This window comes from Erythrobacter alti (assembly GCF_037996805.1).
GTDB classification, from domain to species: domain Bacteria; phylum Pseudomonadota; class Alphaproteobacteria; order Sphingomonadales; family Sphingomonadaceae; genus Alteraurantiacibacter; species Alteraurantiacibacter alti.
Map to the genome: position 1 here is coordinate 409,767 of NZ_JBBNAX010000005.1, position 13,568 is coordinate 423,334.

At 59.3% G+C, this 13,568-nt stretch carries 14 protein-coding genes; 11 read left to right on the forward strand and 3 right to left on the reverse strand.

Translation table 11 applies throughout. The features are described from left to right. Positions 1–75 precede the first annotated feature (75 nt). Positions 76–1,317: a dual-specificity RNA methyltransferase RlmN gene (gene rlmN / locus AAC850_RS07405; RefSeq protein ID WP_340588046.1), complete on the forward strand. Its 1,242-nt coding sequence runs from the start codon at positions 76–78 to the stop codon at positions 1,315–1,317. Here rlmN and AAC850_RS07410 read toward each other — a convergent pair. Continuing rightward, positions 1,305–2,516, reverse strand: coding sequence for a DUF418 domain-containing protein (locus tag AAC850_RS07410; protein WP_340588047.1), 1,212 nt, complete (start codon positions 2,514–2,516; stop codon positions 1,305–1,307). The two genes, rlmN and AAC850_RS07410, sit on opposite strands and share 13 nt — an antisense overlap. A gap of 210 nt (positions 2,517–2,726) precedes the next feature. Here AAC850_RS07410 and AAC850_RS07415 point away from each other — a divergent pair, with 210 nt between their 5' ends. After that, a complete protein-coding gene (locus tag AAC850_RS07415; RefSeq protein ID WP_340588048.1) occupies positions 2,727–3,179 on the forward strand; it encodes a glycine zipper 2TM domain-containing protein in 453 nt (150 codons plus the stop codon). A gap of 157 nt (positions 3,180–3,336) precedes the next feature. Continuing rightward, positions 3,337–5,400, forward strand: a complete 2,064-nt coding sequence (locus AAC850_RS07420) for an NAD(+) synthase (protein ID WP_340588049.1) — start codon at positions 3,337–3,339, stop codon at positions 5,398–5,400. Here AAC850_RS07420 and AAC850_RS07425 read toward each other — a convergent pair. After that, entirely contained in the window at positions 5,397–5,660 is a 264-nt protein-coding gene (locus AAC850_RS07425; RefSeq protein ID WP_340588050.1) for a hypothetical protein, read from the reverse strand. The two genes, AAC850_RS07420 and AAC850_RS07425, sit on opposite strands and share 4 nt — an antisense overlap. A 284-nt stretch (positions 5,661–5,944) precedes the next feature. On the opposite strand from AAC850_RS07425, the gene AAC850_RS07430 reads away from it, so the two are divergent. From AAC850_RS07430 to AAC850_RS07440, 3 genes are read left to right on the forward strand one after another with little or no spacing between them, the layout of a single operon-like run. Further along, entirely contained in the window at positions 5,945–6,706 is a 762-nt protein-coding gene (locus AAC850_RS07430; protein WP_340588051.1) for an SDR family oxidoreductase, read from the forward strand. Further along, positions 6,703–7,404 carry a cytochrome b/b6 domain-containing protein gene (locus AAC850_RS07435; protein ID WP_340588052.1) on the forward strand — a complete coding sequence of 234 codons (702 nt, stop codon included), beginning with the start codon at positions 6,703–6,705 and terminating at the stop codon, positions 7,402–7,404. Before AAC850_RS07430 ends, AAC850_RS07435 begins: the two co-directional genes overlap by 4 nt. After that, positions 7,391–8,158 (forward strand): molybdopterin-dependent oxidoreductase, encoded by a 768-nt coding sequence (locus AAC850_RS07440; protein ID WP_340588053.1) that lies wholly within the window; start codon positions 7,391–7,393, stop codon positions 8,156–8,158. Before AAC850_RS07435 ends, AAC850_RS07440 begins: the two co-directional genes overlap by 14 nt. A 3-nt stretch (positions 8,159–8,161) precedes the next feature. Here AAC850_RS07440 and AAC850_RS07445 read toward each other — a convergent pair whose 3' ends face one another. Further along, positions 8,162–8,602, reverse strand: a complete 441-nt coding sequence (locus AAC850_RS07445; RefSeq protein ID WP_340588054.1) for a DUF1801 domain-containing protein — start codon at positions 8,600–8,602, stop codon at positions 8,162–8,164. A gap of 94 nt (positions 8,603–8,696) precedes the next feature. Here AAC850_RS07445 and AAC850_RS07450 point away from each other — a divergent pair, with 94 nt between their 5' ends. From AAC850_RS07450 to AAC850_RS07470, 5 genes are all read left to right on the forward strand, one after another. Then, on the forward strand, positions 8,697–10,010 hold the full coding sequence (locus tag AAC850_RS07450) for a class I SAM-dependent methyltransferase (RefSeq protein ID WP_340588055.1): 1,314 nt from the start codon (positions 8,697–8,699) through the stop codon (positions 10,008–10,010). Between the two features lie 4 nt (positions 10,011–10,014). After that, the gene (locus AAC850_RS07455; protein ID WP_340588056.1) at positions 10,015–11,418 is read left to right on the forward strand and encodes an MATE family efflux transporter; all 1,404 of its coding nucleotides are present in this window, start codon (positions 10,015–10,017) and stop codon (positions 11,416–11,418) included. 3 nt (positions 11,419–11,421) lie between these two features. Beyond that, positions 11,422–11,979, forward strand: a complete 558-nt coding sequence (locus AAC850_RS07460) for a hypothetical protein (protein WP_340588057.1) — start codon at positions 11,422–11,424, stop codon at positions 11,977–11,979. Positions 11,980–12,038: 59 nt separating this feature from the next. After that, positions 12,039–13,253 (forward strand): argininosuccinate synthase, encoded by a 1,215-nt coding sequence (locus tag AAC850_RS07465; RefSeq protein ID WP_340588058.1) that lies wholly within the window; start codon positions 12,039–12,041, stop codon positions 13,251–13,253. A gap of 154 nt (positions 13,254–13,407) precedes the next feature. Beyond that, positions 13,408–13,560 (forward strand): hypothetical protein, encoded by a 153-nt coding sequence (locus tag AAC850_RS07470; protein WP_340588059.1) that lies wholly within the window; start codon positions 13,408–13,410, stop codon positions 13,558–13,560. The last annotated feature ends 8 nt before the right edge of the window (positions 13,561–13,568 follow it).

A 13,568-nucleotide genomic window follows, 5' to 3' on the forward strand; every position in this document is an offset into this window, starting at 1 on the left:
TTGTTGACCCAAGACCGGATGTAATCTCCGTTCTGCTTTCAATCTGGCTCGTGCGCGCCTATATGCGCCTCTCCCATGGCCGATACGACACTGATGAGCATTCCCGGGCAAGTTGACCCGGTTCCCGTTGCGCGTGACATTACGCCGCGCGAAGATGGACGCGTTGACCTGATCGGTCTGCCCAAAGCCGATATTGCCGCACTGTTCAAAGGTGCCGGGCTCGACAAGCGCCAGGCGAGGCTGCGCGCCAAGCAGGTGTTCCATTGGCTTTACCATCGCGGTGTCACCGAATTCGAAGCGATGTCCGATATCGCCAAGACCATGCGCCCGTGGCTCACCGAACGATTTGTAATTGGTCGCCCCGATGTGGTCGAGGCGCAGCATTCAACCGACGGAACGCGCAAATGGCTGCTGCGGACCGCTGATGGCCACGAGTTCGAGATGGTCTTCATCCCCGATGCCGATCGCGGGACCTTATGCGTATCCAGCCAGGTCGGCTGCACGCTTAATTGCACATTTTGTCATACGGGAACGATGCGTCTGGTCCGCAACCTGACCCCCGGCGAGATTGTCGGGCAGGTCATGCTTGCGCGCGATGCGCTGGGCGAGTGGCCCAAGGGCAAGATGGACTTCGCCGAAGTCGAGGACGAGGCGGAATATACCGCCGATGGCCGCCTGCTCACCAACATCGTGATGATGGGCATGGGTGAACCGTTGTACAATTTCGACAATGTGCGTGATGCGTTGCGTTTGGTGATGGACGGCGACGGACTTGCCCTGTCCAAGCGCCGTATCACTCTGTCCACCAGCGGAGTTGTCCCGGCAATGGAACGCTGCGGCGAGGAGATCGGTGTTAATCTGGCCGTGTCGCTCCATGCCGTTACGAAGGAGATCCGCGACGAGATCGTCCCGATCAACAGGAAGTACGGCCTTGAAGAACTGCTGCAGGCCTGCGCCGACTATCCCGGTGCCAGCAATGCGCGGCGCATCACCTTCGAATATGTGATGTTGAAAGACAAGAACGACAGCGACGACCATGCTCGCGAGCTTGTCCGGCTGCTCAAGCAGTACAAGCTGCCTGCCAAGGTAAACCTCATTCCGTTCAATCCCTGGCCGGGCGCCAATTATGAATGCTCGACGCCAGAACGCATCAGGACGTTTTCCAACATCGTGTTTGAAGGCGGCATTTCGGCACCCGTGCGCACTCCGCGTGGGCGCGATATCGATGCGGCCTGCGGCCAGTTGAAAACGGCTGCCGAGAAGAAGAGCCGTGCGCAGCTCGACCGCGAAGCAGCAGTGGCAGCTCAGGCTGGCTGAAGTCGCATTGCCGGGCGACTGCCATAGGTCAGCGCGCGCCACAGCCATTCCATCGGACCGAAACGATAGCGCGCCAGCCACAAATGGCTGAACGCAACTTGCGCAATGAAGAACAGCAGTGCTGCCATCAGCGCGGTTTGCGGCTCGATCGTACCAGCCAACGCCATTCCGCCGTGGTATCCGTAAAGCACAAAACCGATAAACACGCCCTGCACGAGGTAATTTGTCAGCGCCATCCGGCCTACCGGAGCAAAAGGTTCGACCATGCCGCGCAACGAGGCTGAGTTGAAAAACAAGACAAGCCCCGTGCCATAGGCAATCGCGAGCAAATAGGAGGTTGCCGCGTGCAAAATGCCATTCACCAACTCATTCTCGATCAGGCTGGCGGCGAACAATGCTTCTCCGACAAGTCCTACAATCAGAAAAACCCAGAAGATTGTCCATAACTTGGGGAGGCGTTCCGGAATATTGTTGAGCCATCCCGATCGAACGATGCTTGCTCCGATCATGAATCTGCCGAGCGCATAGATTACCCAGCTTGGAATCGCGAGGCTCTGCATCCCTCCGATCCAGAATAGGTCGCGTGCCTCTGCCACCCATTGAAGATAATTTCCCTCGGTGAAAACGGCGGTGCGTTGGGCGGCGGCATCTTTTGTGAAAGCCTGATCGCCGATTGCCTCGAAACCGCCCATCGCGGCGAGATAATCAAGCACCGGCCGAGAAAACACCAGCAGCAAACCGATCACAAGCATAACCTTGAACGGAAGTTTTCGCAGCAGGAACAGCAGCAGGCCGGCCAGCGAATAAATGAACAGGATATCCCATGGCCAGATCAGCAAAATGTTGACGAGGCCGAACACCATCAAGATGAAAAGCCGCCGCAGATAGAGCGCAGCAAAGGCAACGCCGCGCTCTTCGATGCGCTGCATCTGCACCCAGAAGCCAATCCCGAACAGGGTTGCGAAAGTGGTATTTGCCTTGTCTGAAACCAGCCAGTCGACTGCGAACAAGAGGATCTGGTCCGATGGATTTTCAAAGATTTCCATCATCCGTTCGACCGGGGCAGAAAAATAGGTGACCGAAAACCAGACGATATTGGCAACGAGCACGCCGAGCAGCGCAAAGCCTCGCAGCACGTCCAATTCGCCGATCCGCTCTGCCGAAGTGACGGGCGCCAGCCCTGCCGTTTGTAATGCCATGAATTTCCCCCTCGAAGCCGATGGCTAAGCCTAAATCGCATCCAAGAAAAGCTTTCGATACAGCAGATCAACTTAACGCCTGATCGCATTGCGAAAACGCTTCATCCCTTAACTTCGGCCCCAACGAGTTGTTCATCTGAGGTTGGGGAAACATGAACGATAAACGCCGTTGAGACAGCAAATGCTGATCGAGTCGGAAAGGTTAATGCCATGAAGAAAACACTACTTGCACTTGCTGCGGCCACCGCAATGGCCATTCCAGCCGCTCCCGCCATGGCGCAGGGTGGCCCCCCTCCGTGGGCACCTGCTCATGGCTATCGTGACAATGATCGCGGTTATGACCGTTACGAGGATCGCCAGGATCGTCGTGATCGTCGCCGTTACCGCGAACAACGCCGCCACCGTGTCTATGACGACCATGGCCGCTATTACGAACCGCGCCGCGTGCGCCGCGATGACCGCGTATGGCGCGGACGTGACGGCCGCTACTACTGCGAGCGCGACAATGGCACCACGGGCCTGATCATCGGTGCAGCCGGTGGCGCGCTGATCGGCCGCGAGATTGACTCGCGTGGCGACCGGACGCTTGGCACCGTGCTCGGCGCGGCGATCGGTGGCCTTCTCGGCCGCGAAATCGACCGGGGCAACGCACGCTGCCGCTAAAATCTGAGAATTCGCGGTAACCGTTCCTGCGGTTGCGGCGAATTCATCCATACCCCAATCTGGCGCCGTCGCTCTTCTCCCCTCAGGAGCGGCGGCGTCCTTTTGCGTAAATGCATGATTTTACCCATCGGCAGAAAATCTGCGCTATGGGCAGCGCATGAGCGCGAAAACGCACCCCTTTTTCGACATGCACACGCACGGTTTCGTGCGCGTTGCTACCGCCACACCCCGCACGCGGACCGCTGACATCGCTTACAATGCGAAAGGCATCATAGAGCAGGCCAATGCCGCTCATGATCGCCATGTCGACCTGCTCCTGTACCCCGAACTGTGCGTCTCATCCTACGCGCTGGATGACCTCCACATGCAGGCGGCCATGCTCGAAGCTGTCGAGAGCGCGATCGAGACTATCCGCGCTGCTAGCGAAGATCTGACTCCGGTGCTTGTGATCGGCGCACCGCTGCGCCGCAATGGCCGGGTGTATAATTGCGCGGTCGTTGTGGCCCATGGTGAGGTGCTGGGTGCCGTCCCCAAAAGCTATTTGCCAAATTACCGCGAATTTTACGAAAAGCGCTGGTTCGCGCGCGGCAACAATTGCCAGGACCTGTGGCTGGCGGTGAACGGTGCGGAAATCCCTTTCGGCACGGACCTGATTTTCTCCGCCACGAACCTGCCCGGCTTCACCTTTGGCATCGAGATTTGCGAAGATTTCTGGAGCCCGGTTCAGCCGAGCACGATGGCGGCGCTGGCAGGTGCGACCATCCTGTTGAACCTTTCCGCCAGCAACATCACCATCGGCAAGTCGGACGAACGGCACCTGCTTTCCCGCGCCTCGTCCAGCCGCAATTTGTGTGCATATGCCTATTCTGCCAGCGGATTTGGCGAGAGCACGACCGACCTGTCGTGGGACGGCCAGGGAATGGTGTACGAATTGGGCGACCTGATGGTCGAAAGCGTACGCTTCGAGTTGAAGCCGGAATTGTGCGTCACCGATATCGACACGCGCCGCATCCTCAATGAGCGTATGCGCATGGGCACTTTCAACGATGCGGCGGAAGATGCCGGGCGACCGGAAGACATCTATCGGACAATCGGCTTCGATCACGCTTTCGAGCAAGGCGATTTCGGGCTGGAACGCGCTATCCGGCGCTTCCCTTTCGTCCCCAACCGGCAGGAAAAACTGGACGAAGACTGTTACGAAGCATTCAATATCCAGGTCGATGCCCTCATGCGGCGAATGCTTGCAACTGGCGCAAAATCACTGGTGATCGGCATTTCGGGTGGGCTCGATTCCACCCATGCGCTGATTGTGGCGGCTAAGGCTTGTGATATGCTTGGCCTGCCGCGCTCAACCATCCGCGCCTACACAATGCCCGGCTTCGCCACGTCAGATGGCACCAAGTCCAATGCATGGAAGCTGATGAAAGCCTTCCAGACCACAGCCGAAGAGATCGATATCAAGCCTGCCGCGCGGCAGATGCTTTCCGACATGAACCATCCCTTCGCCGATGGTGAACCGGTGCACGATGTGACGTTCGAGAATGTGCAGGCCGGCCTGCGCACAGATTACCTGTTCCGGCTCGCCAACCATCACAATGGTTTCGTGATCGGCACGGGCGATCTGTCGGAGTTGGCGCTGGGCTGGTGCACCTATGGCGTGGGCGACCAGATGAGCCATTACGCGGTGAACGCCGGCGTGCCCAAGACGCTGATCCAGTATCTTATCCGCTGGACGACGCGGACCGACCAGTTTGCTCCCGAATGCGACGCCGCGCTCGAAGAGGTGCTCGCCACAGAAATCTCTCCGGAACTGGTGCCAGCCGGACCTGATGGAGCGATCCAGTCGACCGAGAGCATCATCGGCCCTTACGAGCTCAATGACTTCTTCCTCCACCACATATTGCGCTGGGGACAGCAGCCGAGCCACGTTGCCTTCCTGTGCTGGCACGCATGGAAGCAGGCCGATGCAGGATTGTGGCCGCACGAGTTCCCCGAGAAGGGCAAGAACGCGTATGATCTGGCGAATATCCGCGGCTGGCTCGAGAAATTTCTCTTGCGGTTTTTCCAGTACAGTCAGTTCAAGCGCAGTGCCCTGCCCAATGGTCCGAAGGTAAGCTCTGGTGGCGCACTTTCACCGCGCGGGGACTGGCGCGCACCAAGCGATGCCGTTGCCGATGTTTGGCTGGCAGAATTGCGCGAGAAGGTGCCTGAGAGCAGCTAACCCGCTTGCAAGTGATGAACCTTGGGTTCGTCTACGCTTTCGACGATTTCCGGACGCTGCTGCACCAGCCGATCATAATCGGCGAAAGCTTTCTCGATGGCTGACCGCTTTTCCAAGATCAGAGACGCAACTCCGTTGGTGAGCCCGCCTTCATCGCCGACGCGCCCTAGCGCAGCCGCTATATCTGCCATTACCGCTTCTGCTGGTGAATCGTGCACATTGCCGCGTTCGTCGCGGTACGCTTCTATTGACCTCGCCATAGCTCTATGCCCCCCCTCGCTAGATCTGACGGGAGAAATTACCGTGTTCTCCGTTAGGTAACAACGCCATTAACTGTGATTGGCGCCGATTCTGGACAATTAGAAACGATGCGCCATCAACGCCGCCAATTGCTTGCGCGAGTGGCTAACATTCGGTCCCGAAACAATGTTATTGGTGCATTGCAAACGCCTGCTGCAGCAGGAATCGCGAGGGGCTCTATCCTTGCGAACGTCATTCATGAGCCTATCCTCCCTGCCATGATGCCCGAATCGAGCGCCGCAGAGTGAATCAGCCAAGTGTCCTTGTCACCGGCGGAGCCAGGCGGCTGGGCAAGGCCATGTGTGAGCGATTTTCCGCGGGTGGCTGGCATGTCGTCATACATTGCAACACTTCGCGCGAGGCTGCCGATGCGCTGGCAGCATCCCTGCCCAGCGCAGAGGTAGTGCAGTGCGACCTTTCGGATCCGGAGTCTGGCGCACGCATGATCTTGCAGCTTGCTGCTCGGCTTCCCGATTGGCGCTGCATGGTCAACAGCGCATCCACCTTCGCGCCCGACGATGTAACCGCGCTCGACCCAGTAACGAACCACAAGGCCATGCAGATCAATGCAGCGAGCCCGGCCCTGATGGCCCAGACCTACCTCGCCCATGCGCGAAGCGAGCGAGGGCGACGTGTGATCCAGATCACCGATCAGAAGCTCGCCAACCTCAACCCGGACTTCTTCAGCTACACCATGAGCAAGGCCGCGGCTGACGTGGCTGCACGGATGATGGCGATGGTCACTGGGGATGATGACCGCGTCTATACGTTGGCGCCCGGTGCCATCCTGCCTAGCCATAACCAGTCGGACGAAGAGGCGCAGCGTTCGCATCTGCGCAATTTGTTGCAGCGCCGGACAAGTGCCAGCGAAGTAGCTGACGCAGCGCTTTTTCTTGCCGAAGGACCGCTCGCATCAGGACAGTCGATTTTCGTCGATTCAGGCCAGCACCTGCTCGACCAGCCGCGAGACGTCATCTTTCTCGAGCGCGAAGGATCTGAATCGTGAGCAAGGGGCCGCGCAAGCACCACGCGCTTTCAACGCGTATCTGGCATTGGGTCAATGCGATCAGCCTGATCATACTTTTCATGAGCGGGTTGAACATTTCCAACGCCCATCGCCGGCTATATTGGGGCAATGACGGATTTGCCGCCGCCGATGCCTGGCTCGAAGTGCCGCGCTTTCCCGGATGGATGACGATCCCCGATTATTACAGCCTGGCTGCCGCGCGTGACTGGCATGTGCTGTTCTCGTTGGTCCTGGGTTTCGGACTGCTTGCCTTCATGGTCTTCGCGCTGATCAACGGCCACTTGGTGCGCGACATATTCGCCCGCGCCCGCGAGTGGCGACCGGCCAATTTATGGATCGATATCAAGGAGCACGCGAAGCTCAATTTCGAGCACGGCGAGGGAAAGTATAATGTCCTCCAGAAAATATCCTATGCAGCCGTCATCCTGATAATGCTGCCCTTGATGATCTTCACCGGCATGGTGATGAGCCCCGGCATGGAAGCCGCCTGGCCGTGGATGACGGATTTATTCGGCGGGCGGCAAAGCGCGCGCTCGCTCCACTTCATCACCGCGTGGCTGCTGTTCGGATTCTTCATGGTTCACATCGTGCTGGTCCTGCTCGCTGGCCCGATCAGGCACATCAGGTCGATGATAACGGGCAATGACCCGAGGGAGACTAGCGATGCAGAGGCGTAACTTCCTGGTCGCAGCAGGTGCCGCTTTCGTTGCTGGTTGCAGTGAAATCGGCGATTCCCAGTGGTTCGGCAAGTTGGTTGAAGGTGCGCAGGGTTGGCATCGCGGCCTGCACCGCGCGCTTGGCGGCGGTCGTATCACCATGGCGCCCGAATATGACCGTTCGGCAATCTCGCCCTTCTTCCGCGGCAACGGCAATCAAACGGTCGATACGGACGAATACCGCGCAGCCGAGGCCGAAGGTTTTGCCAACTGGCGATTGTCGGTCAGCGGACTGGTGGATAATCCCGGCACGCTTTCGATGGAAGACATCCGCGCCCTGCCCCAGCGCACGCAGGTGACCAGGCACGATTGCGTGGAAGGCTGGAGCGCGACAGGCGAATGGACCGGACCGCAACTTTCAACGATCCTGGAGGCTGCGCGCGTCCAGCCCGAAGCCAATTTCATCGTCTTCCGCTGCGCCGATTTCTTCATGCGCGGTGGACCGGATAATCGCCGCCGTGTGGACTATTACGAAAGCTGCGACCTTGACGATGCGATGCATCCGCAAACCATCATAGCGCACCAGCTGAACGGAGAGCCCCTGCCCACCCGCAACGGCGCGCCGCTACGGCTGAGGATTGAACGACAATTGGGATACAAACATGCCAAGTATCTCACCGGCATCGAAGCCGTTGCCAGCCTTGATGACGTCAACGGCGGCAAGGGCGGCTATTGGGAAGATATTGCGGGATATCAGTGGTACGCGGGGATTTAGCGATCAGTTCGGCGGGTAGAGCGTGTTCATCGCGACCCAATTCACCCGAACGAGTTCTTCCAAGACATCCAGATCAACATCGGCCAGTTTGTTGATGTAAAGGCAGCTCTTGCCTTGCGAGAACTTGCCCAGCCGTGAGAGCAACTCGTCATTCCTGGCGCTGGTCACATCGTCGCAATAACCGCCCATGAGGTAGATTGAGTGCTTGGCCTTGCGCGGCGAGAATCCGGTCCGCAGGAAATCGCCCTCGCGTCCGCTGTCATACCTATAGTGATAAGTGCCATAACCGATCATTGTCGGTCCCCACATGACCGGGGCCTCCCCTGTTACCCGGCGGAACAGGTCATCCAGTACCTTCGCATCTGCGCGCTTGCCGTCATGCTCGACCGTATCGATGAACTCTTCGACAACGCGGGCAGTCGGCTTGGTCTTGTTCTCGCTCATGCCGGCAAATCTAACGTACAATTGACTTGTCGCCAAACGCTGCGCAAACCAGCGGTTTGGTTTACATTGAAACAATTGAGAGGACCTGGGCCTTATGTGGCTGCTCGACAAATTTCTCAAACAGGCGATCAAGCGCGGCAAACTCATCGTCACTGATCATGACGGCAAGGTCTATGAATATGGCCCGGGCGTGGACGAAAACGTGCACGGGATGGAAAAAGGCCCTGTCAAGATTCGGCTGACCAATTCGAAGGCTGCGAACCACATTGCCCGTTATCCGCAGTGCGGCGCCGGAGAGGCGTTCATGTGGGGCTGGCTGGTCGTGGAAGAGCCGCATGATATCCGCGACATGATCCTCTACATTACCGAGAACGCGAAGAAGCTGGGCGATACGCCCCTCAAGCCCAAGGGTGCGGTCCGCACCGCTATCCAGAAAGCCATCGCCAAGGCCGACAGCGTCAACTTGAAGGGTAAGGCGCGCAAGAATGCGGAGCACACCTATAATCTGACGCGCCGCCTTTATGAGCTATTTCTCGACGAGGACCGGCAATACACGATGGGCTACCACCGCGATCTCGACAATTCGCTGGAGAAGGCACAGCTCGACAAGAAGGCGCACATTGCAGCCAAGCTGAACATCACAAAGGAAAACGGCCCCAATATGCGCATCCTGGACATCGGATGCGGTTGGGGCGGCCTCGCTCTGTACCTGCACCGTACCTATGGGTGTGAAGTGCTGGGCGTGGCGCTGGCACCGGACCAGATCGCCTTCTGCAAGGAGCGCGCTGCAGAAGCTGGCGTCTCGGACAAGGTGAAGTTCGCGCTGATGGATTATCGCGACGTGACCGGCAAGTTCGACCGGATCACCTCTGTCGGCCTGCTCGAACACGTCGGCACGCCGCACTACCCGCAATTCTACGAGCACACGCATCGCCTGCTCAAGCCCGATGGCGTTATGTTCAGCCATTGCTGCGGCCGCGCCGGTCGCCCCGGTTTCACCGATGCATGGACGCGCAGGTACATTTTCCCCGGCGGCTACATCCCGGCCTTGTCGGAACTCGTTACGCAGAGCGAGCAATATGGCTGGCAGGTGATGGACGTCGAAGCGATGCGTTTTCACTACTGCCACACGCTCCACGAATGGTACAACCGCACAGTCATGCACAAGGATGAGATCATCGAAATGTATGACGAGATATTCTACCGCATGTGGCTGTTCTACCTCGCTGGTGCCGAACAAAGCTTCCGCAACGGCAACATGGTCAACTGGCAACTCGTCTATGTGAAAGACCGCGCCGCAATCCCGATGACGCGCGATTTCATGTACGAGGAATCCGAACGCCTGCGCGGGCTGGAAGAGCCACCCGCCTGGCACCTTGATCCGGCGCTGAAGGAAGCTGCGGAGTAGCAGATTGACGCAAGGTAGCGGGGACGAGACGGCGAGCATGCCGCTGCCGACACCCCGCCCCCTTACGCGGCGCGCCGTATTCGCGCAGGCTTGGCCGATCATGCTCGGGCAGGCCTCGGTGCCGCTCGTCGGGCTTGTCGATACTGCTGTCATCGGGCGGACCGGAGACACCTCCGCGCTCGCAGGCGTGGCGCTTGGTGCGGTCATCATCGGACTGGTGTTCTGGAGCTTTGGCTTCCTGCGCATGGGAATGACCGGGCTGACCGCTCAGGCCAATGGCTCGGGCGATCCGCGCGAAGTCGACGCACTGCTGCTGCGCGCGCTTGGCATCGGCATGGCGCTGGGCGTGGTGGTTCTTGCGCTCAGCGTGCCGATCAGCCAGCTGGCCTTTGCCGTATTGGCCGGATCCGACGCTGTGACTGGCGAGGCGTCGGGTTACATGGAAGGGCGGTTCTACGGCGCGCCGGCAGCGTTGGCAGTCTATGCCATCAATGGCTGGCTGCTCGGCCTGGGCCGTACACGCGAAGCACTGGCGCTGCAGATCGCCATGAACCTCGCCAATATCGCGCTTGATGTCTGGTTCGTCTGGGGTCTGGATTTGGGAGCCTTTGGCGTTGGGCTTGGTACCGCCTTTGCCGAATGGATCGCGCTCGCCCTTGGCCTGCTGATCGTTGGCCGTGTTGCCGGAGCCAATATCCTTGCGCTCACCCGCCGGACCCCGCGAACGCTCCTGCTGGACCGCACCCGACTCATCCAGCTGTTCGCGGTCAATCGTGACATCATGATCCGCACCATCGCGCTGCTGATCCTGTTCACGTGGTTCGCCAATGCCGGGGCGCGGATCGGAGCCGTCGCGCTCGCGGCGAACCACGTGCTGCTGCAATTCGTCAACGTCGCTGCCTTCATCCTCGATGCCTTCGCCTTCACCGCGGAGGAGCGCGTGGGACAGGCCTATGGCGCGCGCGACCGCGAACGTTTCACCCGCGCCATCCGTCTGACAAGCGAATTCGCGCTGGCGAGCGGGGTTATCTTTGCACTCGCCTTCATGCTGGCGGGCGGACCGGTGATCGACCTGCTGACCACTGATCCGCAGGTGCGGGAAACCGCGCGCACTTTCCTCCCCTTCGCTGCGCTGGTGCCGTTAGTGGGAATGCCCAGCTGGATGCTCGACGGGGTTTTCATCGGCACCACGCGCGGGCGCGCGCTGCGCAATGCAGGCGTTGCTGCCACCATAATCTACATCGTGCTCGATCTGGCCCTGCGCCCGTTCGACAATTGGGGTGTCTGGACAGCGATTACAGCCAGTTACCTGTTGCGCGCAGGCGGACTTGCGCTTTATCTGCCGGGCTTGCTACGCGATGTCGCGAACACATCGCAGATCACGAACACTGACAAGAGCACAAGGTAAGTCATGCCCTTCATCCCCTTCCGCAAAGCCATCACCCGGCTGCTTGCCGCCATCGTCCTTGCGCTCAGTGCACTGGTTACCGCTGCGCCTGCCTGGGCGCAGGTCGATGTACACTTCCACTCCTTCAACGGCTCGGTTCTGTGGGGGCGCTATCCACATACATTCGTGGTGTTTGACGGACAGTTGGAAGACGGGACACGGGTGTTTGAAAACTTCGGCTTCTCTGCGCGCAGCAGTGCAGAAGCGATCACGTCGGGCCCCGCCGCGCACATGATCATCACCGAGGATGAAGACACGATCGAAGATACCAACCGGCATTTTTCGGTCACCGTCACCCCGGCGCAATACCGCCGGCTGCGTGCCGAAGTGCTTGCCTGGCGCAACCATCCGGGCAGGTTCTACGACCTGGACGAGAACAACTGCATCCACTTCGTTGCCCGTATGGCGGAGATGGTCGGCCTGACGGTGGACGTGCCAAGCCAGTACCTGCGCCGTCCGAAAGCCTGGCTCAACTATGTCACACGCCGCAATCCGCAGCTTGGTGCACAAGAGATAGACTGATTGCGAGACCGCCAGCGCCCTGCTAACCGCCGCGCGACTTTGCGAACGGGAATACACTCATGCCGGATATCAAACGTGTCGTCCTCGCCTATTCGGGCGGGCTGGATACCAGCGTCATTGCCAAGTGGCTGATGACCGAGCGCGGGCTGGAGGTTGTTACCTTCACCGCAGACCTTGGCCAGGGCGAAGAAATCGAGCCTGCGCGTGACAAGGCGCGCCTGATGGGCATTCCCGATGAGCACATCTACATCGAGGACCTGCGCGAGGAATTCGTCCGCGATTTTGTTTTCCCGATGATGCGTGCCAATGCCCGCTACGAAGGCGATTACCTGCTCGGTACCAGTATCGCGCGCCCCCTCATCTCCAAGCGGCTCGTCGAGATCGCGCATGAAACCGGGGCCGATGCCATCGCCCACGGCGCAACAGGCAAGGGTAATGACCAGGTGCGCTTTGAACTGAGCGCCTATGCACTCGACCCAGACATCACCGTGATCGCTCCATGGCGCGAATGGGACCTGACCAGCCGCACTGCGTTGATCGAATGGGCCGAAAAGCACCAGATACAGGTCCCTAAGGACAAGCGCGGCGAAAGCCCGTTTTCGACCGATGCGAATCTCCTGCACACGTCATCCGAAGGCAAGGTGCTGGAAGATCCGTGGGAAGAGACGCCAGACTACGTTTACTCGCGCACCGATCATCCTGAGCAGGCGCCCGACACTCCCGAGTACATCACGATCGACTTCGAGCGTGGCGATGGCGTGGCCTTGAATGGCGAAGCGATGAGCCCTGCCAGCCTGCTCACCGCACTCAACGACCTTGGCCGCAAGCATGGCATCGGCCGGCTCGATCTTGTCGAGAACCGTTTCGTCGGCATGAAAAGCCGCGGCATGTATGAAACGCCGGGCGGCGAGATTTACGCAGTCGCCCATCGCGGTATCGAACAGATCACGCTCGACCGCGGCGCTGCTCATCTGAAGGATGAGCTGATGCCGAAATATGCAGAGCTGATCTACAACGGCTTCTGGTTCAGCCCGGAACGCGAGATGCTGCAAGCCGCCATCGACCTATCGCAAGAGAAGGTCAGCGGGACGGTCCGCCTCAAGCTCTACAAGGGACTGGCGAGCGTGGTGGGTCGCAAGTCACCCAACTCGCTCTATTCGGAAGCGCATGTGACGTTCGAGGATGACGCGGGCGCCTATGACCAGGCTGATGCTGCCGGCTTCATCAAGCTCAATGCCCTGCGCTTGCGACTGCTGGCCAAGCGCGACCGGTAAGGCTTCGCGATGGCCACTTGACTCATGGCTCGGCGGGAAACTGGGGATAGTTTCGCCAGATACGCCGAGCTGTTGAGTTATCCACCCTTGTCCACTGGCATTCTCGCTGAAAGTGGATAAGTGCACGTTCGCGCCCTTGCCCGACTCGGCCAGGATGCGCATTCTCAAAACATCGAAGACGGAAACTCTCCGACACGAAGGATCGCCTGCCGATCCGGATACAGTGGAAAGCGGAAGTATTCGACGCGATGAATTCCAGATCGCGGAAGAGGAATGGAAGGACGATGGCTCTTTCGAGAGTGATTGAACAACCGG

Bases quoted from the DNA above. Each gene is read 5' to 3' on its own strand.
- rlmN (WP_340588046.1), top strand. From the start codon at position 76: ATGGCCGATACGACACTGATGAGCATTCCCGGGCAAGTTGACCCGGTT.
- AAC850_RS07410 (WP_340588047.1), bottom strand. From the start codon at position 2,516: ATGGCATTACAAACGGCAGGGCTGGCGCCCGTCACTTCGGCAGAGCGG.
- AAC850_RS07415 (WP_340588048.1), top strand. From the start codon at position 2,727: ATGAAGAAAACACTACTTGCACTTGCTGCGGCCACCGCAATGGCCATT.
- AAC850_RS07420 (WP_340588049.1), top strand. From the start codon at position 3,337: ATGAGCGCGAAAACGCACCCCTTTTTCGACATGCACACGCACGGTTTC.
- AAC850_RS07425 (WP_340588050.1), bottom strand. From the start codon at position 5,660: ATGGCGAGGTCAATAGAAGCGTACCGCGACGAACGCGGCAATGTGCAC.
- AAC850_RS07440 (WP_340588053.1), top strand. From the start codon at position 7,391: ATGCAGAGGCGTAACTTCCTGGTCGCAGCAGGTGCCGCTTTCGTTGCT.
- AAC850_RS07445 (WP_340588054.1), bottom strand. From the start codon at position 8,602: ATGAGCGAGAACAAGACCAAGCCGACTGCCCGCGTTGTCGAAGAGTTC.
- AAC850_RS07450 (WP_340588055.1), top strand. From the start codon at position 8,697: ATGTGGCTGCTCGACAAATTTCTCAAACAGGCGATCAAGCGCGGCAAA.
- AAC850_RS07460 (WP_340588057.1), top strand. From the start codon at position 11,422: ATGCCCTTCATCCCCTTCCGCAAAGCCATCACCCGGCTGCTTGCCGCC.
- AAC850_RS07465 (WP_340588058.1), top strand. From the start codon at position 12,039: ATGCCGGATATCAAACGTGTCGTCCTCGCCTATTCGGGCGGGCTGGAT.
- AAC850_RS07470 (WP_340588059.1), top strand. From the start codon at position 13,408: ATGCGCATTCTCAAAACATCGAAGACGGAAACTCTCCGACACGAAGGA.